General features: G+C 70.7%; 23 protein-coding genes. 13 read left to right on the top strand and 10 right to left on the bottom strand.

All coding sequences use genetic code 11. From position 1 onward, the window contains the following. The first annotated feature begins 97 nt into the window (after positions 1 to 97). The 4 genes from ACIQM0_RS25655 to ACIQM0_RS25640 all read left to right on the top strand — a co-directional run bounded on the left by ACIQM0_RS25655 (position 98) and on the right by ACIQM0_RS25640 (position 4,675). Complete coding sequence (locus ACIQM0_RS25655) at positions 98 to 364, top strand: hypothetical protein (RefSeq protein ID WP_401290678.1); 267 nt, start codon at positions 98 to 100, stop codon at positions 362 to 364. 84 nt (positions 365 to 448) lie between these two features. Next, positions 449 to 1,459: a protein-L-isoaspartate O-methyltransferase gene (locus tag ACIQM0_RS25650; protein WP_401290675.1), complete on the top strand. Its 1,011-nt coding sequence runs from the start codon at positions 449 to 451 to the stop codon at positions 1,457 to 1,459. Between the two features lie 314 nt (positions 1,460 to 1,773). Continuing rightward, positions 1,774 to 2,346, top strand: coding sequence for a TetR/AcrR family transcriptional regulator (locus tag ACIQM0_RS25645; RefSeq protein ID WP_401290673.1), 573 nt, complete (start codon positions 1,774 to 1,776; stop codon positions 2,344 to 2,346). A gap of 103 nt (positions 2,347 to 2,449) precedes the next feature. Beyond that, on the top strand, positions 2,450 to 4,675 hold the full coding sequence (locus ACIQM0_RS25640) for an MMPL family transporter (RefSeq protein WP_401290671.1): 2,226 nt from the start codon (positions 2,450 to 2,452) through the stop codon (positions 4,673 to 4,675). A 151-nt stretch (positions 4,676 to 4,826) separates the two neighbouring features. On the opposite strand, the gene ACIQM0_RS25635 is transcribed toward ACIQM0_RS25640, so the two are convergent. After that, entirely contained in the window at positions 4,827 to 5,177 is a 351-nt protein-coding gene (locus tag ACIQM0_RS25635) for an SsgA family sporulation/cell division regulator (RefSeq protein ID WP_401290669.1), read from the bottom strand. Between the two features lie 187 nt (positions 5,178 to 5,364). On the opposite strand from ACIQM0_RS25635, the gene ACIQM0_RS25630 reads away from it, so the two are divergent. The 5 genes from ACIQM0_RS25630 (at position 5,365) to ACIQM0_RS25610 (ending at position 9,993) form a co-directional block, all read left to right on the top strand. Further along, a complete protein-coding gene (locus tag ACIQM0_RS25630) occupies positions 5,365 to 6,432 on the top strand; it encodes an energy-coupling factor ABC transporter permease (protein WP_401290666.1) in 1,068 nt (355 codons plus the stop codon). Further along, the gene (cbiQ, locus tag ACIQM0_RS25625) at positions 6,432 to 7,193 is read left to right on the top strand and encodes a cobalt ECF transporter T component CbiQ (protein ID WP_401290663.1); all 762 of its coding nucleotides are present in this window, start codon (positions 6,432 to 6,434) and stop codon (positions 7,191 to 7,193) included. Before ACIQM0_RS25630 ends, cbiQ begins: the two co-directional genes overlap by 1 nt. Continuing rightward, on the top strand, positions 7,190 to 7,975 hold the full coding sequence (locus tag ACIQM0_RS25620; protein ID WP_401290660.1) for an energy-coupling factor ABC transporter ATP-binding protein: 786 nt from the start codon (positions 7,190 to 7,192) through the stop codon (positions 7,973 to 7,975). Before cbiQ ends, ACIQM0_RS25620 begins: the two co-directional genes overlap by 4 nt. 66 nt (positions 7,976 to 8,041) lie before the next feature. Further along, positions 8,042 to 9,202 (top strand): serine hydrolase domain-containing protein, encoded by a 1,161-nt coding sequence (locus tag ACIQM0_RS25615; protein WP_401290849.1) that lies wholly within the window; start codon positions 8,042 to 8,044, stop codon positions 9,200 to 9,202. Next, the gene (locus ACIQM0_RS25610) at positions 9,199 to 9,993 is read left to right on the top strand and encodes an SDR family NAD(P)-dependent oxidoreductase (RefSeq protein WP_401290657.1); all 795 of its coding nucleotides are present in this window, start codon (positions 9,199 to 9,201) and stop codon (positions 9,991 to 9,993) included. The genes ACIQM0_RS25615 and ACIQM0_RS25610 overlap by 4 nt, the downstream gene beginning before the upstream one ends. A gap of 32 nt (positions 9,994 to 10,025) precedes the next feature. On the opposite strand, the gene ACIQM0_RS25605 is transcribed toward ACIQM0_RS25610, so the two are convergent. Then, positions 10,026 to 10,520 carry a MarR family winged helix-turn-helix transcriptional regulator gene (locus ACIQM0_RS25605; RefSeq protein ID WP_401290655.1) on the bottom strand — a complete coding sequence of 165 codons (495 nt, stop codon included), beginning with the start codon at positions 10,518 to 10,520 and terminating at the stop codon, positions 10,026 to 10,028. 59 nt (positions 10,521 to 10,579) lie between these two features. On the opposite strand from ACIQM0_RS25605, the gene ACIQM0_RS25600 reads away from it, so the two are divergent. Next, positions 10,580 to 12,073 carry an MFS transporter gene (locus tag ACIQM0_RS25600; protein WP_401290652.1) on the top strand — a complete coding sequence of 498 codons (1,494 nt, stop codon included), beginning with the start codon at positions 10,580 to 10,582 and terminating at the stop codon, positions 12,071 to 12,073. A 63-nt stretch (positions 12,074 to 12,136) separates the two neighbouring features. Here the strand turns inward: ACIQM0_RS25600 and ACIQM0_RS25595 are convergent, their stop codons facing one another. The 3 genes from ACIQM0_RS25595 to ACIQM0_RS25585 all read right to left on the bottom strand — a co-directional run bounded on the left by ACIQM0_RS25595 (position 12,137) and on the right by ACIQM0_RS25585 (position 15,658). Further along, entirely contained in the window at positions 12,137 to 12,583 is a 447-nt protein-coding gene (locus ACIQM0_RS25595; protein WP_401290847.1) for a DoxX family protein, read from the bottom strand. Between the two features lie 19 nt (positions 12,584 to 12,602). Then, positions 12,603 to 14,360 (bottom strand): discoidin domain-containing protein, encoded by a 1,758-nt coding sequence (locus ACIQM0_RS25590; protein WP_401290649.1) that lies wholly within the window; start codon positions 14,358 to 14,360, stop codon positions 12,603 to 12,605. Between the two features lie 188 nt (positions 14,361 to 14,548). Next, the gene (locus ACIQM0_RS25585; protein WP_401290647.1) at positions 14,549 to 15,658 is read right to left on the bottom strand and encodes a DUF1996 domain-containing protein; all 1,110 of its coding nucleotides are present in this window, start codon (positions 15,656 to 15,658) and stop codon (positions 14,549 to 14,551) included. A 555-nt stretch (positions 15,659 to 16,213) separates the two neighbouring features. Between ACIQM0_RS25585 and ACIQM0_RS25580 the strand changes: the two genes are divergently transcribed. Continuing rightward, on the top strand, positions 16,214 to 16,441 hold the full coding sequence (locus ACIQM0_RS25580; protein WP_401290644.1) for a hypothetical protein: 228 nt from the start codon (positions 16,214 to 16,216) through the stop codon (positions 16,439 to 16,441). Positions 16,442 to 16,871: 430 nt separating this feature from the next. On the opposite strand, the gene ACIQM0_RS25575 is transcribed toward ACIQM0_RS25580, so the two are convergent. Beyond that, positions 16,872 to 17,516, bottom strand: coding sequence for a class I SAM-dependent DNA methyltransferase (locus ACIQM0_RS25575; protein ID WP_385347601.1), 645 nt, complete (start codon positions 17,514 to 17,516; stop codon positions 16,872 to 16,874). A 223-nt stretch (positions 17,517 to 17,739) separates the two neighbouring features. Next, the gene (locus ACIQM0_RS25570) at positions 17,740 to 18,663 is read right to left on the bottom strand and encodes an SDR family NAD(P)-dependent oxidoreductase (RefSeq protein ID WP_401290641.1); all 924 of its coding nucleotides are present in this window, start codon (positions 18,661 to 18,663) and stop codon (positions 17,740 to 17,742) included. Between the two features lie 99 nt (positions 18,664 to 18,762). Here ACIQM0_RS25570 and ACIQM0_RS25565 point away from each other — a divergent pair, with 99 nt between their 5' ends. Continuing rightward, the gene (locus ACIQM0_RS25565; protein ID WP_401290639.1) at positions 18,763 to 19,428 is read left to right on the top strand and encodes a TetR/AcrR family transcriptional regulator; all 666 of its coding nucleotides are present in this window, start codon (positions 18,763 to 18,765) and stop codon (positions 19,426 to 19,428) included. A 323-nt stretch (positions 19,429 to 19,751) separates the two neighbouring features. Here ACIQM0_RS25565 and ACIQM0_RS25560 read toward each other — a convergent pair whose 3' ends face one another. The 3 genes from ACIQM0_RS25560 to ACIQM0_RS25550 form a co-directional block, all read right to left on the bottom strand. Next, the gene (locus ACIQM0_RS25560) at positions 19,752 to 20,603 is read right to left on the bottom strand and encodes an EamA family transporter (RefSeq protein ID WP_401290636.1); all 852 of its coding nucleotides are present in this window, start codon (positions 20,601 to 20,603) and stop codon (positions 19,752 to 19,754) included. Further along, a complete protein-coding gene (locus ACIQM0_RS25555; RefSeq protein WP_401290634.1) occupies positions 20,600 to 21,115 on the bottom strand; it encodes a YbaK/EbsC family protein in 516 nt (171 codons plus the stop codon). Before ACIQM0_RS25555 ends, ACIQM0_RS25560 begins: the two co-directional genes overlap by 4 nt. A 132-nt stretch (positions 21,116 to 21,247) precedes the next feature. After that, positions 21,248 to 22,897, bottom strand: coding sequence for a penicillin-binding transpeptidase domain-containing protein (locus ACIQM0_RS25550; protein ID WP_401290844.1), 1,650 nt, complete (start codon positions 22,895 to 22,897; stop codon positions 21,248 to 21,250). A gap of 288 nt (positions 22,898 to 23,185) precedes the next feature. Here ACIQM0_RS25550 and ACIQM0_RS25545 point away from each other — a divergent pair, with 288 nt between their 5' ends. Further along, positions 23,186 to 23,479, top strand: coding sequence for a hypothetical protein (locus ACIQM0_RS25545; RefSeq protein ID WP_401290632.1), 294 nt, complete (start codon positions 23,186 to 23,188; stop codon positions 23,477 to 23,479). Positions 23,480 to 23,643 lie beyond the last annotated feature (164 nt).

The following is a 23,643-nucleotide window of genomic DNA, read 5'->3' as shown; positions in this document are numbered from 1 at the left end:
CCTTTTGATCGAAGGGGCGTGTGTGCCGCGCCGTGCGGGCCCGGCGTGCCGTGGGGAACGCCGAGGACGGGGGCGCCCTTGGTGCGGTACTGGGGTCGTGGATCACAAGCGTTCTTCCAGGTTGCGACTGGCCGGGCGGGGCTCGGGCACTGCTGCGGGCGGTCTGGAACCGGGCCGGGTCCGTCACTTCCTCGGCGCGGTACTGGCCGCAGCCCTCATGGGGCGGCGCCTGAACTGGTGCCTGGGTGCGCGGTTCTCCCCGCCGCCGGTCGAGTACCACGCCTGGGCGGAGCTGCCTGGCCACGGCCCGGTCGGTGAATACACCGAAGCGGGCTGGCACCACCACACCGCACTGACCATCTGATCGCGTCACCGGGCGCCGTGTCCTTCACCCGCCCGGAGCAGTTGACCGAATGCGTGTACCCGTACCCCTCGAAGGAGCGAGCTGATGTCCGCCGTCGCCCTGGCCGCCGAGACCGTCCCCGAGCGCCACTACACCCACCACGAAGGCCGCGGCGCCACCCCGCACCGCTCGAACCCGGCCGTCATCCACCGTGAACTGACCACGCTGGGTGTCGAGACGGGGATGAACGTGGTGGAGTTCGGCACCGGCTCCGGCTACTCCGGCGGTCTTCTCGCCGAGCTCGTCGGCCCCACGGGCAGGGTGACCAGCCTCGACATCGACACCTACCTGACCCGCTGGGCGGGCCTCATCCACCACCAGCGGGGCGTGAACCATGTCCGCTGTCACGCCGCCGACGGCACCGGCGGCTTCCCCACGCGGGCCCCGTACGACCGGATGGTGGCCTGGTGCACCCCGCCGCTGCTGCCAGGCGCGTGGGTGGACCAGGTGGTCGACGGCGGCCTCATCGTCGCCCCGTTGCCGATCGCGGCCGTGCCCAACATGACCGTGGTCGCCAAGATCCGCGTCACCAGCGGCGAGCCGGCCGTAGAGGAAGTGTTCACCGGCGGGTACATCGAGGCGACCAGCTCACCGAAGACCGACCTCGACCTGCCCGGCCGGTGGGTGGACTGGGAGAACCGTGTCCCCGACCCGTCCTGGATCTCGATCGCCTGGCGCGGCGAGGACGACCACCTGCACACCGGTGCCCGCATCGCGCTGGACCGGCTGCTGAAGGACGCGCACACCGAGCCGTACGCGGGCGCGGAGATCGACCTGCCGTCCTGGCGGACCTTCGCCGCCACCCGCGGCGACCACCGGCTCACCGCGGCCGGGCTGAGGCCGGACCTGTGGGCGATCGGTCACACCACCACCACGACGGCCGCCGTCATCCAACAGGACGGCACGATCCTCGCCGACGTCCCCGACTCCCCGTCCCTGACCGTCCTGCGCGACTGGCTGAAGCAGTGGGAAGAGGCCGGGCGCCCCGCCCCCGCCACCTACACCCCCGCCCTGGTCCGCAACGGTGACGGCTGGGATCTGCGACTCTCCCGATAGCCCTGTCACTGCCGCTCACCCACGCTGCCCCGGGGCATTTCGGCGTCCCGGGGCAGCGTGGTCTTCGTTCCGAAGCCGGTACATGTACCAGGTCCGCCAGCCCGGCCGGGCTGCTTCGCTCGTCAACGGCACCCCAACGTGTGGTGCGGGACACAAGCGAAACGATTCCGTTTCGCTGGGTGCCCGGAGTACGGTCGATGTGTACGAAACAGTTTCGTTCGATTGACTGACGTTCGGTTGACTGGTGTTCGACCGAGCGGCATCCGGTCGAGTGGCGTACACATCGCACGAGCTCTGGAACGGGGGGTCGGCACATGGCACGCACACGGCTCACGCCCGAGCGCGAGAGCGAGCTGTACGCCGCCGTGCTCGACCTGCTCCGCGAGGTCGGTTACGACGCCCTGACCATGGACGCCGTCGCCGCGCGCACGCGTTCCAGCAAGGCCACCCTCTACCGCCAGTGGGGGAGCAAGCCCAAGCTCGTCGTCACGGCTCTGCGGCACAACAAGCCCGTTTCCCTCGGCGAAGTCGACACCGGCTCGCTGCGCGGTGACTTCCACGCCGTCCTGAGCCGTACCGACGACTGCCAGATGGAGAAGGACGCCGCGCTGATGCGGGGTCTGACCCATGCCGTCCACGACAACCCCGACCTCCTCCAGGCCCTGCGCGAACTGCTGGTCGAGCCGGAGATGACCGGTCTCGAAAAGCTGCTGAGCCGAGCCCTGGACCGGGGTGAGCTGCGCCCGGACAATCCGGCGCTGCAGTACGTACCGCACATGCTGATCGGTGCTTTCACCGCTCGGCAGCTGATCGAGGACCGCGCTGTCGATCACGCGTTCCTCACCGATTACGTCGACTCCGTGATCCTCCCCGCTCTCGGAGTCTGACCCCCGTCCCTCTCCCCAAGCCCCACCTGACACGCCGCTCTCGTCGTCGGGCTGGTTCCTCACGCCCTTTTCCACTCAACGACCTGACCGGGAGTACGCCCCCGTGGCCACATTCCTCTACAAAATCGGACGGCTCGCCTTCCGGCGCCGCCGCTATGTCGCCCTGATCTGGGTGGCACTGCTGGCACTCGCCGGATTCGGCGCGGCCTCCGCGTCCACCGCCACCTCCAGCTCCTTCTCGATCCCGGGTACGGAGGCGCAGAAGGCCTTCGACCTGCTGGAACAGCGGTTCCCCGCGGCCAGTGCCGACGGCGCGACCGCGCGCATCGTCTTCAAGGCCCCCGACAACGAGAAGATGACGGACCCGGCCAACAAGGCCGACGTCAAGAAGATCACCGCCCAGCTGAAGTCCGGCTCGGACCAGGTGGCCTCGGTCGTCGACCCGTACGACGGGAAGGCCGTCTCCAAGAACGGCTCGACCGCGTACGTCTCGGTCACCTACAAGGTCAACTCGATGGAGCTGACCGACGCGACCCGGGACGCCCTGGAGGACGCGGGCGAGGCGGCGCAGAAGACCGGGATGACCGTGGAGATCGGCGGTGACGCGCTCCAGGTGATGCCGGAGACCGGAGCCACCGAGATCATCGGTGTCGCCCTGGCCGCGGTGGTCCTCGTCATCACCTTCGGATCGCTCATCGCGGCGGGGCTGCCCCTGCTCACCGCGCTGATCGGCGTCGGCATCGGCGTCTCGTCGATCACGGCGCTGGCCAACGTGCTGGACCTCGGGTCCACCACCTCGACCCTCGCGATGATGATCGGCCTCGCGGTCGGCATCGACTACGCGCTGTTCATCGTCTCCCGCTACCGCGCCGAACTGGCCGAGGGCCGGGAGCGCGAGGAAGCGGCGGGACGCGCGGTCGGCACGGCCGGTTCCGCGGTCGTCTTCGCCGGGCTCACCGTGGTCATCGCCCTGGTCGGCCTGGCCGTCGTCAACATCCCGATGCTGTCGAAGATGGGCTTCGCCGCGGCCGGTACGGTCGCCATCGCCGTCCTCATCGCGCTCACCCTCGTCCCGGCCATGCTGGGCTTCGCGGGCAAGCGGGTCATGGGGCGCAAGGCGCGCAAGGCCGCGGAGGCGGAGAACAAGCCCGAGGCCAAGCCGAACATGGGCACCCGCTGGGCACGGTTCGTGCTGCGCAAGCCCGTGTGGGTGCTGCTCGTCGGCGTCCTCGGCCTGGGCGCCATCGCGATCCCGGCCGCGTCCCTGGAGATGGGCCTGCCGGACGACGGCTCCCAGCCCACCAGCACCACCCAGCGCCGCGCCTACGACCTGCTCTCCGACGGCTTCGGCCCCGGCTTCAACGGCCCGCTGATGGTCGTCGTCGACACCGAGAACAGCTCCGACGGCAAGACCGCCGCCAAGCGGGTCGGCGACGAGATCTCCGACATGCCCGGCGTCGTCGCCGTCACCCCGGCCAACTTCAACAAGGCCGGCGACGCGGCGATGATCACCGTCGTCCCGAAGGACCGGCCCAGCTCGGTCGAGACCGAGAACGTGGTCCACGAGATCCGCGACGCGGGCAAGGACATCAAGTCCGACACCGGCGCCGAGATCCTGGTCACCGGCTCCACCGCGATGAACATCGACTTCTCGCAGAAGATGAACGACGCGCTGCTGCCGTACCTGGCGCTCGTCGTCGGCCTCGCCTTCCTGCTGCTGATGGTGGTCTTCCGGTCGGTCCTGGTGCCGCTGAAGGCGGCGCTCGGCTTCCTGCTCTCGGTCGTCGCGGCCCTGGGCGCGGTCGTCGCGGTCTTCCAGTGGGGCTGGCTCGGCTCGCTCCTCGGGGTCGAGCAGACCGGTCCGATCATGTCGATGATGCCGATCTTCATGGTGGGTGTGGTCTTCGGTCTCGCGATGGACTACGAGGTCTTCCTCGTCACCCGGATGCGTGAGGCGTACGTCCACGGCGAGCAGCCCGGCCAGGCGATCGTCACCGGCTTCAAGCACGGTGCCCGGGTGGTCACGGCCGCGGCCGTGATCATGATGGCGGTCTTCTCCGGCTTCATCGGCTCCAGCGAGTCGATGATCAAGATGATCGGCTTCTCGCTGGCCATCGCCGTCTTCTTCGACGCGTTCGTCGTCCGGATGGCGATCGTGCCCGCGGTTCTCGCCCTGCTCGGCAAGCGGGCCTGGTGGCTGCCGCGCTGGCTGGACCGGGTCCTGCCCAACGTGGACGTGGAGGGCGAGGGGCTCCGCAAGGAGCTCGGCGCCTCCGAGGACGGCTCCGGTCCGGACCACGGCGGAGAGCGCGAGCTGACCCGCGTCTGACCCGCCGCTGAGAGCCGCAGACCTCCGGAGCCGCGCCTGAGCGGAGCGCGGCCCCGGATGCGCCGGTTACCTGTGGGGACGGGGGACCGGAGCGACGAGAGCCCCCGTGCACCTGGTGTGCACGGGGGCTCTCGGCATGACGTACGGGATCTCAGGCGCGGGCGGTCTCGGTCCTGGCCCCGGTGTGGGTGCGCCGCAGGAAGCGGATCAAGGGGGCGCTGTCGAACTGCACCACCTCGACGCCGGTCGGCGCGTGGAGCTCGACGACGAGCTGAGCCCGGCCGCACGGCCAGATCCGGTAGCTGTCGTGCTCGACCGGGGCGCGCAGCCCGCGCTCCAGCGGCTCGCGTTCGACGGCCCACTCCGCGCCGCCGGGGAAGGCGACCCGGATCGTATGCGGTTCGTCGGCGGGGTCGTACCGCAGCTCGACCGGGACCGTGGGCAGGTCGCGGGCGTCGGTGACGAGCCGGGCTCGGGCATGTTCTTTGATCACGGGGGACATGGGCCGGCTCCTCCTGTTTATATATCTTCGTCATCTAATGTCCCATATTTTAGGCAAAGAGCACGGTGAGAACCCTGGGTAGTTGTGACGGACGTGCTCTTGCGAATCGTTCGCAACAAGGTTCTATTATTGAGAGGTTCATGACCCCGCGCAGTCAGGCAGTAACGCAGGAAGCGGAGCCTCCCCCATGCATGTACCCGACGGATTCATCAACGCGCCCGTCTCCGCCGTCGCCGGAGTCGTGGCCGCCGGCGCCGTGGCCGTCAGCCTGAAGGGCGCCCGCAGGGAACTGGACGAGAAGACCGCGCCGCTGGCCGGGCTGGTCGCCGCCTTCATCTTCGCCGTGCAGATGCTGAACTTCCCGGTCGCCGCCGGCACCAGCGGCCATCTGCTGGGCGGGGCGCTGGCCGCGATCCTGGTCGGCCCGTACACCGGCATCCTCTGCGTGTCCGTCGTCCTGCTGATGCAGGGCATCCTGTTCGCCGACGGCGGGCTGACCGCGCTCGGCGTGAACATCCTCGACATGGGCATCGTGACCACCGTCGTCGCGTACGCCCTCTTCCGCGGACTGGTCGGCCTGCTGCCGCGCACCCGCCGCTCCATGACCGCCGCCGCCTTCGTCGCCGCACTCGTCTCCGTACCGGCCGCGGCCTTCGCCTTCACGCTGATGTACTGGATCGGCGGTACCACCGACATCCCGATCGGCAAGGTCGTCACCGCGATGGTCGGGGTCCACGTCCTGATCGGCATCGGCGAGGCCGTGATCACCGCGCTGACCGTCGGCGCCGTCATCGCCGTACGCCCCGACCTCGTCCACGGCGCCCGCGGGCTCACCGCCCCGCTCAAGCTCCGGATCGACGGCGAACTCGTCGACGCGCCCGCCCGCGAGTCCGCCGCCCCGGCCCCGGCCGCCCGCTCCAACCGGGGCCTGTGGGCCACCGGCCTCGTCACCGCGCTGGTGCTCGCCGGCTTCGTCTCCTACTACGCCTCCGCCAACCCCGACGGCCTGGAGAAGGTCGCCACCGACCAGGGCATCGACAAGAAGACCGAGGAGCACGCCTCCAAGGACTCCCCGCTCGCCGACTACGGCGTCAAGGACATCTCCGACGCCCGGATCTCCGGCGGACTGGCCGGAGTGATCGGCGTCGGCGCCACCCTCGTCGTCGGCAGCGGCGCCTTCTACGTCGTCACCCGCCGCCGCCGTACGAAGGACGAGCCCGCGGGCGGCAACACCCGTACCGGCGAGAAGGTCTGATGGGCGCGGGGCACGCCCACAAGCTCTACCGGCACGGGCACTCGCCCGTCCACGACCTGCCGCCGCACTGCAAACTCGCCGCCGTCTTCTGCTTCGTGGTGGTCGTCGTCTCCACCCCGCGCGAGGCGGTGTGGGCCTTCGGGCTGTACGCGCTGCTGATCGCCGGCGCCGCCGCACTCGCCCGCGTCCCGGCCGGCTTCCTCCTCAAACGGCTGCTGATCGAGGTGCCGTTCGTCGCGTTCGCGCTGCTCATGCCGTTCGTGGTGCCCGGCGAACAGACCCACGTCCTCGGCCTGTCCGTCAGCGTCCCCGGCCTCTGGGGCGCCTGGAACGTCCTGGCCAAGGGCACCCTCGGCGTCGCCGCCTCCGTGCTCCTCGCCTCCACCACCGAACTGCGCTCCCTGCTCCTGGGCCTCCAGCGGCTGAAACTGCCGCCGCTGCTCGTCCAGATCGCCTCCTTCATGATCCGGTACGGCGATGTGATCAGCGACGAGATGCGCCGGATGTCCATCGCCCGCCGCTCGCGCGGCTTCGAGGCGCGCGGGATACGGCAGTGGGGCGTGCTGGCGAAATCGGCCGGCGCGCTCTTCATCAGGTCATACGAGCGCGGCGAACGCGTCCACCTCGCCATGGTCAGCCGCGGCTACACCGGCACCATGCCGGTCATCGACGAGGTGACCGCCTCGCGCACCCAGTGGGCGTACGCCTCGGCACTCCCCCTGCTCGCCCTCGCCGTGTGTCTGCTGGGATGGACCATATGAGCCAGTCCGCCGTCGCCCCCGTACCGTCCACACCGCCGTCCCTCGAAGTCAGCGGCCTCGCCTACGCCTACCCCGACGGCCACCAGGCGCTCTTCGGCGTCGACCTGACCGTCGCACGCGGTGAGCGCGTCGCCCTGCTCGGCCCGAACGGGGCGGGCAAGACCACCCTCGTCCTGCACCTCAACGGCATCCTCGACGCGGGCGCCGGCACCGTCCGGGTCGCCGGGCTCCCGGTCGAGAAGCGCAACCTCGCCGAGATCCGCCGCCGCGTCGGCATCGTCTTCCAGGACCCCGACGACCAGCTCTTCATGCCCACCGTCCGCGAGGACGTCGCCTTCGGACCCGCGTCGAGCGGACTGCGCGGCGCCGAACTGGAGGAGCGGGTCACCGACGCGCTGAAGCAGGTCGGCATGGAGGAGTACCTCAACCGGCCGCCGCACCACCTCTCGTTCGGCCAGCGCCGCCGCGTCGCCGTCGCCACCGTCCTCGCGATGCGGCCGGAGATCCTCGTCCTGGACGAGCCCTCCTCCAACCTGGACCCGGCCTCCCGCCGCGAACTCGCCGACATCCTGCGGTCCTTGGACGTCACCGTGCTGATGGTCACGCACGACCTGCCGTACGCACTGGAGCTGTGCGGCCGCGCGGTCATCCTCAGCGACGGGGTCATCGTCGCCGACGACCGCACCCAGGACCTCCTCTGCGACGAGCAACTGATGCGCGCCCACCGCCTGGAGCTCCCCTTCGGGTTCGACCCGAGCTCCGTCAAGGTGAACATGAGGTAACCCGCCCCACGTCCCACCTGCGGCGCAATGCACCATGGGGGGATGAGCGGGAGCGCGGGAACAGGCGTGGACGTACGGGGCACGGCGGCACCCGGATTCGAACCGGTCCGGGATGCCTTCATCCGTAACTTCGAGCAGCGCGGCGACCGCGGGGCAGCGGTCACCGTCTACCGGCACGGGCGCAAGGTCGTCGACCTGTGGGCCGGGACCAGGGACGTCGACGGCGTCGAACCGTGGGCCGTCGACACCGTGCAGGTCGTCCGCTCGGCCGGCAAGGGCATCGCCGCCGCCGTACCGCTGCTGCTGCACCAGCGCGGCCAGATCGATCTGCACGCACCGGTCGGCACCTACTGGCCGGAGTTCAAGGCCAACGGCAAGGAGCGCGTACTCGTGCGCCACCTCCTCGCCCACCGGGCCGGGGTCCCGGCCCTGGACCGGACACTGACCCCCCAGGAGGCGGCCGACGGGGTGAGCGGGCCGCGGGCCGTCGCCGCCCAGCGCCCCCAGTGGGAGCCCGGCACCGAGCACGGCTACCACGCGCAGACCTACAGCTGGCTCGTCGGCGAACTGGTGCGCCGCGTCACCGGACGCACCGTCGGCCGCTGGGTCGCCGAGGAGATCGCCCGCCCGCTCGGCCTGGACTTCTGGTTCGGCATCCCGGCGGACGAGGCGCACCGGGTGGGCCGGATCGGCCCGGTCGAGGCACCCGCGGGCGACGGCACGGGCGCGCTGCGGATGCGCCCCAAGCGCTCGGTGGTCGACGCCTACCGCGACCCGGACTCGCTGACCCGCCGGGCGTTCGGCGCGATCGACCCGTTCCCCGACGAGAACGACCCCGGCTACCGGGCCGCCGAACTCCCCGCGTCCAACGGCACCGCCACCGCGCGGGGCCTGGCCCGCTGCTACGCCGCGATGATCGGAGCGGTCGACGGCCACCGGCTGTTCGCCCCCGCCACGCTGACGCTGGCCCGCACCGAGGAGTCCGCGGGCCCCGACCGGGTGCTGGTCGTCAACACCCGTTTCGGGCTGGGCTACATGCTGCACGGGCCGGCCGCCCCGCTGCTCTCCCCGGGCTCCTTCGGACACCCGGGCCGCGGCGGTTCGCTCGGCTTCGCCGACCCCGAATCGGGCATCGCCTTCGGCTATGTGACGAACGGTCTGCAGAAAGGAGTCACCGCCGACCCCCGTGCCCAGGCACTGGTCCGCGCAGTACGGTCGGCGCTATGACTACTGCTGAGCTCGCGCGATTCGACGGATACGGCGTCCTCATCACCGGTGCGGGGCAGGGCATCGGCGCCGCCACGGCCCGCCGGCTGGCGGCCGAGGGCGCCCGGGTCCTGGTCACCGACCTGGACCCGGACCGGGCCGCGCGGGTGGCGGCGCGGATCGTGGCGGCCGGTGGCGTGGCCGAGGCGCTGGGCTGCGACGTGACCGACCGGGCGGCGGTCGAGGCGGCGGTGGCCCACGCCGTCGCGGTGTTCGGCGCGCTCGACGTACTGGTGAACAACGCCTACGCGTGCACCCCGGACACGGCGCTCTTCGAGGACGAGCCGGACGAGGTCTGGGAGCGCGACCTCGACGTCACCCTCAGCGGCGCCTACCGGTGCGCGCGTGCCGCGCTGCCCCACCTCGCGGCGTCCGGCCGGGGCGCGATCGTCAGCATCGGATCGGTCAACGGCGTGCAGGACTTCGGCAACCACGCCTACAGCGCCGCCAAGGCGGGCCTGGGCAGCCTCACCCGTACGCTCGCGGGCCACGCCGGACCGCGCGGGGTGCGGGTCAACCTGGTCACCCCCGGCACGATCCGCACCGACGCCTGGGCCGGCCGCGAGGCCGAACTCTCCCGCATCAGCGGCCTCTACCCGCTCGGCCGGGTCGGCGAGCCGGAGGACATCGCGGCGGCCGTCGCCTTCCTCGCCTCCCGCGACGCGGCCTGGGTCACCGGGACGACGCTGTGCGTGGACGGCGGGCTGACCGCGGTGAACTCGGGCTTCCGGCAGGCCGTCGCGAAGGACTGAGCCGTCGATTCGGAACCCTGGAGCGGCCCGGCTCAGCGGTCGGTCGCCTCGTCGTACACGCCCACGATCCGTTCCAGGAAGGCCGCCACCACGGCCTGTTCGTCCGGCGAGAGCTCCGCCGCGGCCTCGGTGACGCCCTCGATGACCGGTGCCACGTGCTCGTACGCCGTCGCGCCCCAGTGCTCGGCCGGGGTGACGATCACCTTGCGGCGGTCGGTGGGGTGCGGCTCGCGGGTGGCGTGGCCGCCCGCGACGAGCCGGTCGATCACCAGGGTCGTCGCCGCCGTCGAGGAGTCCAGCCTGCGCGCGAGATCGGTGGGCGTCGTCGGCCCGACGTTGACGAGGTGGTCCATCACGGCGAGACCCGCCGCGTCCACCCGCAACCGCCGCCCCAGGTAGCGCTCGAACCGCTGCTGCCGGAGCGTCAGGTTCCGTAGCTGCTCGCGGATGGCACCACCGGTCGTCGCGGAGCCCGCGGGCGCCGGTGCGGCCGCGGCGGAGTCGGTGGCGGGCGGTTTGACATCCATGCGGCTCAGGATACTCTCGATATTGCTAAGAATATTGGTAATCAATGATCTGAGGTAAAATGAGCGCGACGGAGCCGATCGCCGCACCGGGCGCCGACCAGAGCCCGCGTCCGGCCGGGGAAACCCCCTACCGGTGGCGCTGGCTGATCCTGGCGGTGATGCTCGTCGCGGAGATCATGGACCTGCTGGACGCGTCCATCGTCAACGTGGCCGGACCGGAGCTGGAGAAGTCGCTCGGGGCCGGACCCGTCGGCCTCCAGTGGGTGATCGGCGGCTACGCGCTCACCCTGGGTGCGGGCCTGATCCTCGGCGGCAGGCTCGGCGACCGGTACGGGCGGCGCCCGATGTTCCTGCTGGGCCTGGCCGCCTTCACGCTCACGTCGCTGCTCTGCGCGTGCGCACCCACCATCGAGTCGCTGATCGTCTTCCGGCTGCTCCAGGGCACCGCGGGCGCGATGCTCCTGCCGCAGGGCCTCGGACTGCTGCGGGAGAACTTCTCCGGCGCCGAACTCACCAAGGTCTTCGGCATCTTCGGCCCCGTCCTGGGCCTCGGCGGCATCGTCGGCCCGGTCCTGGGCGGCGGGCTGATCCAGGGCGACTTCCTGGGCCTGGGCTGGCGGCTGGTCTTCCTGGTCAACCTGCCCATCGGCATCGTGGCCCTGATCGTCGCCGCGAAGGCCGTACCGAAGAAGCCGGGCGACCGCACGGTGGTCGTCGACGGCGTGGGAGCGGCCCTGGTGGCGCTGTCCTGTGCGTTGCTGGTCCTGCCGCTGAACCAGGGCCAGGACGCCGGCTGGCCGCTGTGGACCTGGCTGTGCATGGCCGCGTCCGCCGTCGGCTTCGCCGCCTTCGCGTTCCAGCAGCGGCGCACGGCCGCCCGGGGGCGGCAGCCGCTGGTGACACCCGCGCTGCTGCGCAAGCCCGCGTTCACCGTGGGGCTCGGCGGGATCGCGCTGTTCTTCGGCGGACTGGTCGGCAGCCAGCTCGTACTGACCCTCTACCTCCAGATCGGGCAGCACTTCACCGCCGGTGAGGCCGGTCTCGGCAACCTGCCGCTCGCCGTGGGGACCGCGATCGGCGGCGCGGTCAGCGGCGCGTTCCTCGCCGAGCGGATCGGCCGGGCGGTCCTGCAGATCGGCCCGCTCGTGCAGCTCGCGGGCGCCGGACTGCTCTGGTACGAGCTCGGCGCCACCGGCTCGTTCTCGGTGTGGGACATCGCGCCGGGCGTGGCCGTCTCCGGTATCGGGGCGGGCATGGTGATCGCCGCTCTGTTCAGCTTCATCCTCGCGGCCGTGGACGACAGCGAGATCGGCTCCGCCTCCGGGGTGCTCACGGCGGTGCAGTCGATCGGCGGCTCGATCGGGGTGGCCGTCTTCGGCTCGGTGTTCTTCGACCGGGCCGGAGCCGGTGAGTTCACCACCGGCTACCGCCACGCGCTGATCGCCCAGGCCTGTCTGCTGGTGGCCTTCCTGGCCATCACCCTCCTGCTGCCGAAGCAGGCGCGGCCCGAGGGCGCGGAGTACGCGGGGGCGGGAGAGGGTGCCGGGGCGTGACGCACGTGGCACCGGCCTCCCGGGGGCGGTCCCGGGAGGCCGGTGCGCGGGGTACCCGTCCCCTCAGGCGGGTACCCGCAGGCGCTGCTTGCGCCGGACCTCCGTGTTCTCCCGGGTGGCCCCGCGGGAGGTGAACAGCCGGTCCGCGGCCGGCGCGCCCGGCCCCGAGAAGACGATCAGCAGCAGCGTCCAGCAGAAGAAGACCGCGGCCTCGCCGCCGTTCTCCATCGGGAGCAGGCCCCGCTGCTGGTGCACGTCGAAGTACGCGAACGCCATGGAGCCGGAGCCCACCAGAGCGGCCGTTCTCGTACCGAGGCCGAGGAGCACCAGGGTGCCCCCGGCCAGCTGGATGACAGCGGCGTACCAGCTCGGCCAGGTGCCCGCCGGTACCGGTGCATCGCCGAGGACGCCGAACAGCGAGGCGGCCCCGTGGCAGGTGAAGAGCAACCCGATGACGATGCGGAACAGGCTGAGCGCGTAGGGCTGTGCCCGCCCCAGGCGATTGATCATCATGAGGGCCGGTCTCCTGTCAGCTGTAGACGCCGAACTCGTAGAGCGAGTAGCCGTAGCCGGAGCCGCGTGCCGTGCCGTTGATCCGCACGTAGCGGCCCGTGCCGTTGACGTCGATGTCGTCGATGTCGCCGTTGCCGTCCGTCACCGACTTCACCGTCGTCCAGCTCTGTCCGTCCTCGGACGTCTGGATGTCGTACGCCTTGCCGTACGCCGGGTCCCAGGCGAGCTGCACGTGCCTGAAGCTCGTCGAGGCGCCGAGGTCGACCTGGAGCCACTGCGGGTCGCTCCAGTCGCTCGCCCAGCGGGTGTCGAACTTCCCGTCCACCGCGTTGGCCGCACCGCACGGGCAGCCGCCGGTCGGGTCGGTCTGGAACGAGGACGCCGTGGCGGTCCTGCCCAGGGACACGTTCGTCCCGTCCACCTTCGGCGGGATCACCTTGACGGACTTGGTCTCGATGCCCTCGTTGCCCTTGCCGTCCGTGGCCTTCACGTAGACCTTGTAGACGCCGGTCCTGGACGGCGCCTTCGCGGTCAGGGTGCCGTCGCCGTTGTCCTTGGTCCCGGCGGGGACGAGCGCCTTGTTCTGGTCGATGTAGTTGCTGCTGAACAGCACCTGGTAGCTGATCGCGTCGCCGTCCGGGTCGGACGTCCGGGTGCTGATCCGCACGTCACCGCCGGTGGGGACGCCGGAGGTGGCGTCGTCCACCGCCATGTCCGTGATCACCGGCGGGGTGTTGTCGCCCGAGGTGCCGGCGCCGTACGCCTTCTTCACGGCGTAGTACGAGAGCCGCTTCTCGCCGCCCGGCAGCAGGTTGAACCAGACGCCGCCGAAGTCGTCCTCGACGCCGTAGTGGAACATCGTGGCGCCGAGCGCGACCCCGGTGTGACCGGTGACGCAGCCCCACGCCTTGGTGTAGCCCTCGGCCTTGGCGACATCGGTCGGCTCGGCCGGGACGCCGTTCGCGTCGTCGTCGACCTCCCACTCACCGGCCGGGCCCGTCTCGGTGACGATGTAGGGCTTGTCGTAACCGCCCTGCTCCCAGTCGGACTTGATGGCGCACACCGCGTCGTAGGCGTTGACGGCGTACAGGTCGAGATCGGGGGCGTTCTTCTTGTAGTACGGCCAGGCACCCGTCCAGGCGTCGGTGGAGGTGACCGGGTGGTTGGGGTCGACGGCGTGGATCTTCTTCGCGACGTCGTTGACGAAGGTGGTGTACGCGTTGCGCTGGGCCTCCAGCTCGTCACCGCCGTAACAGTTCTGCAGGCCGAGCGTGGACTCGTTGCCGACGTTCCACATCAGTACGCCGGGGTTGTCCTTGTAGGTGTCGACCCACTTGGGGAACTCGGCGAGCATGTCGTTCTTGTACTGGGTGTCCGTCAGGTAGTTCACGCAGCCACCGCTCCCGGGGCCGCCGCCCGGCTGGAGCCAGAAGCCGGCGATCACCTTGACGCCGTTGGCCGCCGCGGTGTCGAAGAGCGGCTTGCTGGTGGCGTCGGTGCCCCAGGTGCGGATGGTGTTGACGCCCATGGACGCCACGTCCGGCATGTACTTCTCGGCGTCGGCGACCGAGGGGCCCCAGGTCAGACCCTTGACCGTATACGGCGCACCGTCCACGGTCAGCTGCCAGGCACCCTGCGAACCGGTGACCTTGACGACGCTGCCGGCCGCTTGGGCGGCGGGCGCCTGGAGGGCCACCAGGGCGCCGGCCAGCAGAGCCGCCGCCGCGAAGGGGGCCACGAGGCGTTTGGCCGTTCGGGTGGGGGGTTGGTGCATGTCACTCTCCTTGCGGGTGGGGGGAGGCAGGTGGGGAGCCAGGTGGGGGAGGGTGACCCCGGGTGATCTTGGAGAGCGCTCTCCAAGATGGGCCGAAAAAGGCCCGTGACCCGGGGTGCGAATGTGCGGCTGTGCGGGTGTGCGGGTGTGCGTTTGCGCGGGGCTGTACGGGTGTGGGGCCTTGCGGGCTACGGGAGTTCGTAGTCCCCGTTGAGGACCGCGCCCGCCGCGGGGTGGTTCTCGTCGTAGCCGTGCGGGTCGCACTGGAGCCCGCCCTTGACGCAGTGGGTGACCATCGCGTCGAGCGTGGCGGCGTCCCACCCGTTCATGAAGTCGTAGTGGAAGGAGAAGCCGGCGCCGCTCGCCAGTTTCACCCGCGACATGTCACCGTTGACCGGCCAGGCCATCTTGAACTCGATCATCGGCAGCGCGACGGGGTGGTCGGCCGGGCAGGAGTTGTAGTTGGCGCCCCCCGCGACCGGGTAGGCCATGTGGCTCTTGTGGTCGGGCGTGTCCAGGTGGATGCCGTCCCAGCAACTCGGCGCCTGGAGGCGCAGGTTGAGGTAGGTGTCCCGGCTGGTCGGGCAGGTGGCCGGGAAGTCGTAGTTCTTGAACGACTCGCCGCACTCCCAGCCCTCGACGGTGCCCTTGAGGTTCTTGAACTCGTCCTTGGTCTGCATCGGGCTGCCGACGACGTAGCGCAGTCCCCTCGGGAAGGGGCGGACGCTCCGGTAGTCGGTCACTCCCGACTTGTAGTAGATGGTCTGGACGCCCTCGGGGAGGATCTTCGTGTCCCCGTTGAACAGGCTCGGCATCCAGTACCCGGACTTGTCACCGGGGGCCAGGCAGGTGGTGTCGCCCGCCTCCAGCGAGGCCGTGGTGGTGTTGGCGTTCGTCGTGGTGTTGCCCATGAACGTGTGGTCATGGGACTTCCCGGGCTGCCCCGGGTAGACGATCGGGTCGTCCGGAGCGGTGTGCGTCGGGGCGCACTTGGCCTGGAACTCGTGGAAGTACGCCGACGGCGGGATCTCCATCGAGGGTGTGACGCCGGTGACCGGCGGGTCGGCCATGATGTAGCCGTCCCCGTCCGGGTCGTCGCCCGAGGCCTTGGTGGAAGCCGCCATGCCGGGCATCCCCGGCATGGAGTACGCGGCGTGCTCGGCGTGCGTGCCCGCCGCCGCGGCCGGCGCCTCGGTGGACGCGTTCGCTGTCGCGGCGATCCCGGCGATCCCGGCCGTGGTCAGGGTCAGCGAGGTGAACAAGAGCAGTCCGGTGAGTGTTCTCGACCTCCGTGGCATGGAGACCTCCTGCTGCGTGGGTGGGGGTGTATGAGGGTGGGAGAGCGCTCTCCCGGTTCGGAGTGTTCCGCTCCTGACAAGAGCGTGTCAATAGTTGGTTAACGACGGCCGCCATGGGCGGAGTCGGCGGGGCGCGGCGGGTTGGTGGCGGCGGGGCCGGGTGACCTGCGCGGATGGCCATGGGGTGCTCAACTCGCTTGCAACATGCACCTGTTGCCGGCGGCGGGATCCCGTCGAGCGGCTCCCGGGTCCTCTGCCGGGAGCGCCGAAGTGGTCGGCCGGGACGAAGTTGATCTTTGTAAGAGGCGTGTAACAGGGTTCAGGGAATTATTGATCGCAAACAGGCGCCGTGATTTTCTGCAAGGGAGCCGAGGAGGGGCAGCGGACGCGGACGCGTGGCCGCTGAACGCAGTGCCTCGGCCGGTCCCGGTACGGGAACAGCGCTGGGCGGCGAGCGACAGGGCCCGCCGCTTCTGGTCCCCCCACTTCCGGAGCCGTGGAAAGCGAAGCCGCTCGTCTCTCAGACGGATGGTGGACAGTACAGAGGAGAGATACATGCGCAGGAAGCTCGCCAAGGCCGCCGTCGTGCTGGCTGGAATCGCGGCCATCGCCGGGAGCACCGCCATGACCGCTCAGGCAGCTGATGGAACGCCGATCAAGGTGGCCAGCTTCGAGCAGTGCCTCGGCTGGGGCAACGCCATGAAGGCCCAGGGCATGATCAAGGACTACCACTGCGACAACATGAACGACGCGAGGCAGTGGTACCTCACGCCGGTCAACTGAAGACTCCGGTCCCCGTCGGTGGGTCGGACAGCACGGCCGGGCCGGGCAGCGCAGCCGGGCCGTGAAGGGCCGGGCCCTCGCTGACGGCTGTTGGTCATTCCGGCCCGCGTGCTTCGCCCCGTCGCTGTGCGGCGGGGCGAAGTGCTGACGGCTGTACGGTTCGTGTGCGGGTGCAAGGCTCGCTGTCCCCGCGACGCGATCCGGGCCGCGCCACTTGAGGGGGCGCGTGCTCGTCAGGTGCTCTCGACGGCCGGGCCCGCGGCGAATCCGAGCAGCGCGAGGCCGCTGACCTTGTTTCCTGCGGCGCCGGACAGAGGGCCGCCGAACCCGTACGCCCGGCGCGGTGCTGCGCCGCTGAAGGTCCCGGCCTTGGGGTCGAGCCGGTGCGTCCCACCTGACGCGGTAGCTGGTGTCCCCGCCCTACCGGCCGTCAGGGGCGGCGGCGTGCGAAGAGGATGGCCCCGAGCGCGCTCTCGGCCGAGCTGAGAGTCGTCCGCGCCTCGACCGCGAAGCCGGCCTCGTCGAGCCAGGCGGCCACCTGGTCGGGCTGACGGAGGTGGACGTGGACCTTCATCGGGTGTCCGCCGTAGCCCCGCGTCTTCAACCGCGTCCCGTCACCGACGTGGAAGGCGAGCAGCAGCGGGCCGCCGGGCCGCAGTACTCGCCGGAAGTGCGAGAGGACCGTGCCGATCTCGTCGTCGGGGACGTGGATCAGCGAGTACCAGGCGATCAGCCCGGCCATCGAGGCGTCGGCGAGGTCGAGGTCCGTCATGGAACCGACCTCGAACCGCAGGCCCGGGTGATCACGCCGAGCCACCTCGATCATGGCGGGCGACAGATCGATGCCGGCTGTGTCCGCGCCCAGTTCGCACAGATGGGCCGTGATCCGCCCCGACCCGCATCCCACGTCCGCGACCGGCCCGCCGCCGGTGGCTCGCACCAGTTCGGCGAAGAGCGCCAGGGCCGCGCGTTCGTGGGGTGTCTCGGCCAGGAGGGTGCGCACCTGGTCCGCGTAGCCGGCGGCGACGGTGTCGTAGGACGTCCGGGTGTCCGCCAGCCAGCTTTCGGATTCCATGGCGGGACAGGCTAGTTCATGACCTCGGGGTACCTCGGGGCCAGGCACCGGGCCAGGGGGCGCCGAGCCCGACGGCGTGGTCGAAGGGATCGGCCACCTGGCAGATCCGCCGGTCCGGGCTGATCCGCGGCGGACCGCGGTGGTGGGTGCGGCCGGAGGCCCGCAAACCGGTCGCGGACCTGGCCCCACGCCGGTTCGAATCCGGTTGAGGCCTCAGGAATCCTCAGGCGTGCGTCCGCTGTGGAGTCAACGCTGAAAACGTCACCCCGGTGAGCTCCTCGGAGACGGTCCACAGGCGCTGCTGGGTGGCCTGGTCGTGGGAGTCCGGGCTGGAGGTGACCGGTTCCGGATATCCCCGGTTCTGCCCCCGGCCGCCGGGACCGTAGTACTGGCCGCCGGTGACGGCCGGATCGGTGGCGGCGCGCAGGGTGGGGAGGGCGCCCATCTCGACCTTCTGGGTGATCAGCGGCGCAAGCCAGGTGAGGGGTACCCGAACCGCGGCGGGTGTGTTGCGGGTGAGGTCGGTGTTGGATACGCCGGGATGGGCCGCCACCGCGACCGTGGTGCCGTGCAGTGCGAGCCGGCGCTGCAGTTCGTACGTGAACATGAGGTTGGCGAGTTTGGCCTGGCCGTAGGCGCCGATGCGGCTGTACGAGCGCTCCCACTGCAGGTCGTCGAAGTGGATGGCGGCCCGGATGTGGTGGCCGTTGCTGCTGACCGTGACGACGCGGGAGCCGGGGACGGGCAGGAGCCGGTCAAGCAGCAGGCCGGTCAGGGCGAAGTGGCCGAGGTGGTTGGTGCCGAACTGCAGCTCGAAGCCGTCGGCGGTGGTCTGTTTGGGGGTGTGCATCACGCCCGCGTTGTTGATCAGAAGGTCGATGCGCGGGTGGGCGGCGCGCAGGTCGGCCGCCGCGGACCGGATCGAGTCCAGGGAGGTCAGGTCGAGGGCCTGGACGGTGACGTCTCCGGTGATGCGGGCGGCTGCCTGTCTGCCCTTCTCGACGTCGCGGACCGCCAGGACCACCGCCGCCCCGTGTGCGGCGAGTATCCGGGCGGTCTCGAAGCCCAGCCCGGTGTTGGCGCCGGTCACGATCGCCACCCGGCCGTGCTGATCGGGGATGTGCTGTTCGGTCCAGTTGCTGCTCATGCCGCACTCCTAAAAAACCGTCGGTCTGTTAAGGCGTCAACTTAAGAGACCGTCGGTCTCCTGTCAAGGAACCGGCGGTCTTTAAGGTAGGCTGGAGGCGTGACATTCCAGCGGGCGCGGAGCGAGGAGCAGCGGGAGATCCGCCGACGGGCGATCCTGGACACGGCGGCGGCGATGCTCGACGAGATGCCCGTGGCCGAGGTGAGCCTCAATGAGCTCAGTCGGCGGGTGGGCCTGGCCAAGTCGAACGTCCTGCGGTACTTCGAGTCGCGCGAGGCGGTGCTGCTCGAACTGCTGGACGTTTTTCTGGAGAGGTGGCTCGTCGAGCTGGCGGACGAGCTGGCCGCGGGCATCGAGGCGCACGCGGCACCGGAAGTGCGGGCCGGCCAGCTGGCCGAGACCCTCAGCCGTTCGCTGGCGGACCGGTTGACGCTGTGCGACCTCTTCGGCGCCCAGGGCGGCGTCCTTGAGCACAACGTCTCGGTCGAGGTGGTCAAGCGGCACAAGCGTTCTTCCCTCGCGCGGCTCGCGGCCATGGTCGAGCTCGTGCGCCACCACGTGCCCGAACTCGGCGACGGCGCGCAGCTGTTCTGCCTGATGAGCCTGGTCTCGGCGGGCGCCCTGTCGGCGTACGTCCCGCCGCCGCCCAGCCTCCTCGCCGCCTACGCGGACGAGCCTGCCCTCGGCGTGCTCCGCCTGGAGCTGCGTGACACTCTGCGGGCCTCCTTCACCTCGGCGCTTCTGGGCGCACTGCCGCGCGCCTGAGGTGCGCGACGTCACCTACGACGAGGGCGGGCTCCCGGATCCGCTCTTGCATCGGAGCGCAGGTCATGGCCAGGGCGAGGCGGTCTTGAGCGACGTCCAGTTGCTGGCCAGGGTGGTCCAGGACTGACCGCAGCCCAGGTTCTCCACGCCGTCCGAGCTGGTTCCCTTGAAGCAGGCATCACAGGACTTGCTGGGTGATCTCCGTTCCGCCGTCCCTGATAGGCCCCGGACCGCAGCCCAATCAGGTCGCCTTGAAGCCTGACGCAGGCGCTCCCCGGGTGTGGATGCCCGGGGAGCGCGCTCCGGCCGGAACAGCGGGCGGCTCAACTCGTGTGCAGCATCAGCCCGATCCCCACCACCATCAGCCCGGCCGCCGCCACCCGCGGGGCGCCGAAGCGTTCCTTGAAGAACACCGTGCCGATGGCCGCGCCGACGATGATCGAGGACTCGCGCAGGGCCGCGACCGGGGCCAGGGCCGCCCGGGTCTGGGCCCACAGGACGAGTCCGTACGCGGTGACCGACAGGGTCGCGCCGAGCAGGCCGCGCAGTGCGTACGGGCGGAGCTGGGCGGGCAGGGCGGAGCGGCGGCGGTGCAGGGCGTAGAGGGGGATCGCCACGCCCTCCAGGATCATCAGCCAGGCGATGTAGCCGAGCGGGCTGCCGGAGGCGCGTACGCCCACGCCGTCGACCGTCGTGTAGCCGGCGATGGCGAGACCGGTCGCCAGCGCGGCCAGGATCGCGGGCCAGTGGGGGCGCTTGCCGGAGCCGCGGATGCCCCACAGGGCCAGGCCGACCAGCCCCGCGGAGGCCACCGCGACACCGGCCGTGGCCCAGCCGTCCGGGCGCTCGCCCACGAAGACGGCGGCGAGGACGGTGACCACGAGCGGGGCGGTGCCGCGGGCGATCGGGTACATCTGGCCGAAGTCGCCCAGGGTGAACGAGCGCATCAGCAGCAGCATGTACGCCACGTGCAGGGCGGCGGAGAAGGCCAGGTAGGGCCAGGCCTCCGCCGCCGGGAACGGGACGAAGAAGGCGGCGGCCGCGCCGATCAGCAGCCCGCCGCCGGAGATCAGGGTGAACGAGATCAGCTGGTCCTTGATCGCGTGCGCGATGGCGTTCCAGCCGGCGTGCGTGAACGCGGCGATCAGGACGGCGGTCGCCACCAGCGGTGTCACGCGGTCTGCTCCCGTACGTCCACCAGCATGCCGCCCGCGTGCTCGATCAGCGTCCGCGGGTCGAGCGGGAAGACCGTGTACGGGGTGCCGGCGGCCGCCCAGACGACCTCGTGGGCGAGCAGTCCGCGGTCGGCCAGCACCCGGGTCCTGGTGCGGTGCCCGAAGGGCGGCACGCCGCCGATCGCGTAACCGGTGGCCTCCCGGACCACGTCCGCTCCCGGCCGCCGGACCTTCGTCGCGCGCAACTCCCGCCGTACGAGCTCCACATCGACCCGTGAGGAGCCGTCCATCAGAACCAGTACCGGTACGCCGTCGGCCTCGAAGATCAGCGACTTGACGATCTCGCTCAGCTCGCAGCCGACGGCGGCCGCCGCCTCGGCCGCGGTCCGGGTGGCTTCCGGGAAGCGGCGGATCTCGACGTCGAGGCCGAGCTCGCGCAGGGCCTCGGCGAAGCGTGGGTGGGCGGCGGCGCTGTCGGGGCCCGTCGGCGCGTTGGTGTCGGAAGTGCTCATGCCCTGCACGCTATCGGCCGTGGTCCGAGGTGTGCGAGCGGGATTCCGGGCAGCTGCGGGGATACGGACGAAGGCCCCTGTACGTACGCGCGGCAGAGGCCTTCGGATCCCGTGGGAGCGGGCTCGCACCGTTCACGGCCCCGCGCGCAGGACCTCCGCGACGACCGGGCCGGCCGCGGTCCCGCCGTGGCCGCCGGACTGGACGAGGGCCGCTGCCGCCAGGTCGTTGCTGAAGCCGGTGAACCAGCTGTCGGACGTGGCGTGGCCGTCGATCTCCGCCGAACCCGTCTTGCCGCCCTTGTCGCCGCCCACGCCCGCCATGGCGGCGGTGGCGGTGCCCTCCTGGGCCGTCGCGGTGTAGCGCAGCATCTGCTTCAGCTGTGCGGAGACCCCGTTCGGCAGCGGGTTCGCGACGGCGAAGACCCGGTTGTCCAGGCTCTGCGGGACGATGTAGGGCTGCCGGAACCGGCCGCTCACGGCGGTGGCGGTGACCGACGCCATGTTCAGCGGGTTCATCTGCACCTTGCCCTGGCCGATGTACGACGCCGCCGTCTCCGCGCCTTCCGACGCCGGCACGCTCCCGTCGACCGTCACCACGCCGGTCCGCCACTCCTGGCCGATCCCGAAGTACTCCCCGGCCTCCTCGCGGAGCGCCGAGTCGGCCTTGTCGCCCAGTGGGCTCACGGGCTTGATGAACGCGGTGTTGCAGGACCGGGCGAAGGCGGTCTGCAAAGTGGGGTTCGGCATCGAGAAGTTGTCCAGGTTGTGGAAGGGCACGCCCATCCATGTCACCTGGGACGGGCACGCGACCGGTGAGTTCGCGCCGCCGAGGCCGTTCTGCATGATCATCGCGGCCGTCACGATCTTCATCGTCGAGCCGGGGGCCACCGAGCCCTTCCGCGCGGCGTCGAAGCCGTCCGCGCGGTTGTTGGCGAGGGCCCGGATCGCACCGGTCGACGGTTCGACGGCCACCACGGACGACTCCTCGAACTGCTTCACCGCGTGCTCGGCCGCCGCCTGGACCCTCGCGTCCAGTGTGGTCGTCACCCTGCCCGGCTTCCCCTTCGCCAGGGTCAGCAGTGTCCTGTCCACGCCGTCCGCGTTCGCGCTGTTGATCCAGGTCTCGATGCCGGCGGTGCCGCCGGCCTTCGCGCCGTACTTCTTGCGCAGCTCGTCCAGGATGCCGCCCAGCGAGGGGTACTTCTCCTTGCTGAGCACCTGGCCGTCGCGGTCGACCGCCTCGATCGACGCGGTCGACGCCTCGCCCGTCTCCAGGCTCTCGTCGGCCCGCAGTTCCGGGTGGACGACGGAGGGTTTCCAGTCGACGAGCGCGTTGCCGGTGGTCAGCCCGCGCACCACGTTCAGGCCGGACTCGTACGACCAGGCCTTGGTCTTCCCCTTGTACGAGACGGTCGCGCTGACCGTGTAGGGGACCTTCGAGCCGGTCGGTGTGCCGGGGGTGATCACGGCTTTCGTCACGTGCGCCGACTCGCTGTACTGCGTCAGAAGGGATTCGGCGTCCCCCGCGTTGTTCGTGAGCCGGGACGCGACGGCCGCGTCGCCCTTCGCCCACGCCGCGAGGAACTTCTTCGACGTCTCGGCTATCTCCTGCTTCGTGACCGGGCCGGTCTTCACCTCGGCGGAGGTGGCCTTGGTGTCCGTGCCGCCCCCGACGCCGCTGTCCCCGAGCCCGTCCAGGACGTTGTACGCCCCGTAGCCCACCCCGCCGACCACGACCGCGAACACCCCGCCGATCACGGCCACCTTCGCTCCACTGCGCATCTGCGCGGTTCCCCCTCCCCAGGAGGCCTCCTTGAACAGGTTCAAGGAGGCTTTTCCGGGGACCCTACGGGACTGCTCCGACAGCGGAGCCGGTTGTTATCGGAACGCGATCCGTCGCGGCGTGAACAGACCGGTCATATCCGGTTATCCAGCTCTTTCTTTTCCGGCCCGTCAAGAAGGCACGCGGGCCCACCCGTTGGGATGACCTTCCGGGCGCCCGGCGAAACCGGCGGTGATCATGGTTGGTGAGGGCACACAGAAAGTGCCCCTGACATAGGAGCCCCCCACATGCGCCGAACCCTGATCTCCCTCGGCAGCCTTGCCGCTGCCGGAATGCTCGCCTTTGGCGTGCCCCAGTCGGCATTCGCCGCGAGCGGCACGTTGTTCGTCAACGGAACGGCTTACGAGAACCCCGGCCCCGGCTGTTACGCCGCCGGCGAGGAGGGTGCCGAGGTCGACAACCAGACGGACGCGAACCTGGAAGTCTTCGCAGATTCGGCATGTCAGGAAGGGCCTGTGGGAATGATCGACGCTTTCAGTCCCGGGTCTGTCGAATCCGGTGGGAGCATCAGGATCGCCTGATCACCTCAGCGCGGCAGCGGTTTCCGCGAGCCGTGGCGGCCGGTAGACAGGTGGAGGGCGGGGCCGACGGCCCCCCCCACCACCAGGCTAACCGCCCCCCCCGCCCGCGGAAAACCCGGCCGCGCGGTGGTGATAATGCGTTACTGATGCGCCCCCCGGATTCG

Origin of the sequence: Streptomyces sp. NPDC091387 (assembly GCF_044756945.1) — a bacterium.
Classification (GTDB): Bacteria; Actinomycetota; Actinomycetes; order Streptomycetales; family Streptomycetaceae; genus Streptomyces.
The sequence above is the reverse complement of the archived record's forward strand: the minus strand, read 5'-3'. Positions and strand labels throughout refer to the sequence as shown.

Coding starts and splice junctions, on each gene's coding strand:
- ACIQM0_RS25605 (WP_401290655.1), bottom strand. CDS start 10,520: ATGGATGTCAAACCGCCCGCCACCGACTCCGCCGCGGCCGCACCGGCG.
- ACIQM0_RS25555 (WP_401290634.1), bottom strand. CDS start 21,115: ATGAGCACTTCCGACACCAACGCGCCGACGGGCCCCGACAGCGCCGCC.
- ACIQM0_RS25570 (WP_401290641.1), bottom strand. CDS start 18,663: ATGAGCAGCAACTGGACCGAACAGCACATCCCCGATCAGCACGGCCGG.
- ACIQM0_RS25600 (WP_401290652.1), top strand. CDS start 10,580: ATGAGCGCGACGGAGCCGATCGCCGCACCGGGCGCCGACCAGAGCCCG.
- ACIQM0_RS25585 (WP_401290647.1), bottom strand. CDS start 15,658: ATGCCACGGAGGTCGAGAACACTCACCGGACTGCTCTTGTTCACCTCG.
- ACIQM0_RS25650 (WP_401290675.1), top strand. CDS start 449: ATGTCCGCCGTCGCCCTGGCCGCCGAGACCGTCCCCGAGCGCCACTAC.
- ACIQM0_RS25645 (WP_401290673.1), top strand. CDS start 1,774: ATGGCACGCACACGGCTCACGCCCGAGCGCGAGAGCGAGCTGTACGCC.
- ACIQM0_RS25545 (WP_401290632.1), top strand. CDS start 23,186: ATGCGCCGAACCCTGATCTCCCTCGGCAGCCTTGCCGCTGCCGGAATG.
- ACIQM0_RS25575 (WP_385347601.1), bottom strand. CDS start 17,516: ATGGAATCCGAAAGCTGGCTGGCGGACACCCGGACGTCCTACGACACC.
- ACIQM0_RS25595 (WP_401290847.1), bottom strand. CDS start 12,583: ATGATCAATCGCCTGGGGCGGGCACAGCCCTACGCGCTCAGCCTGTTC.
- cbiQ (WP_401290663.1), top strand. CDS start 6,432: ATGGGCGCGGGGCACGCCCACAAGCTCTACCGGCACGGGCACTCGCCC.
- ACIQM0_RS25550 (WP_401290844.1), bottom strand. CDS start 22,897: ATGCGCAGTGGAGCGAAGGTGGCCGTGATCGGCGGGGTGTTCGCGGTC.
- ACIQM0_RS25630 (WP_401290666.1), top strand. CDS start 5,365: ATGCATGTACCCGACGGATTCATCAACGCGCCCGTCTCCGCCGTCGCC.
- ACIQM0_RS25590 (WP_401290649.1), bottom strand. CDS start 14,360: ATGCACCAACCCCCCACCCGAACGGCCAAACGCCTCGTGGCCCCCTTC.
- ACIQM0_RS25635 (WP_401290669.1), bottom strand. CDS start 5,177: ATGTCCCCCGTGATCAAAGAACATGCCCGAGCCCGGCTCGTCACCGAC.
- ACIQM0_RS25580 (WP_401290644.1), top strand. CDS start 16,214: ATGCGCAGGAAGCTCGCCAAGGCCGCCGTCGTGCTGGCTGGAATCGCG.
- ACIQM0_RS25610 (WP_401290657.1), top strand. CDS start 9,199: ATGACTACTGCTGAGCTCGCGCGATTCGACGGATACGGCGTCCTCATC.
- ACIQM0_RS25620 (WP_401290660.1), top strand. CDS start 7,190: ATGAGCCAGTCCGCCGTCGCCCCCGTACCGTCCACACCGCCGTCCCTC.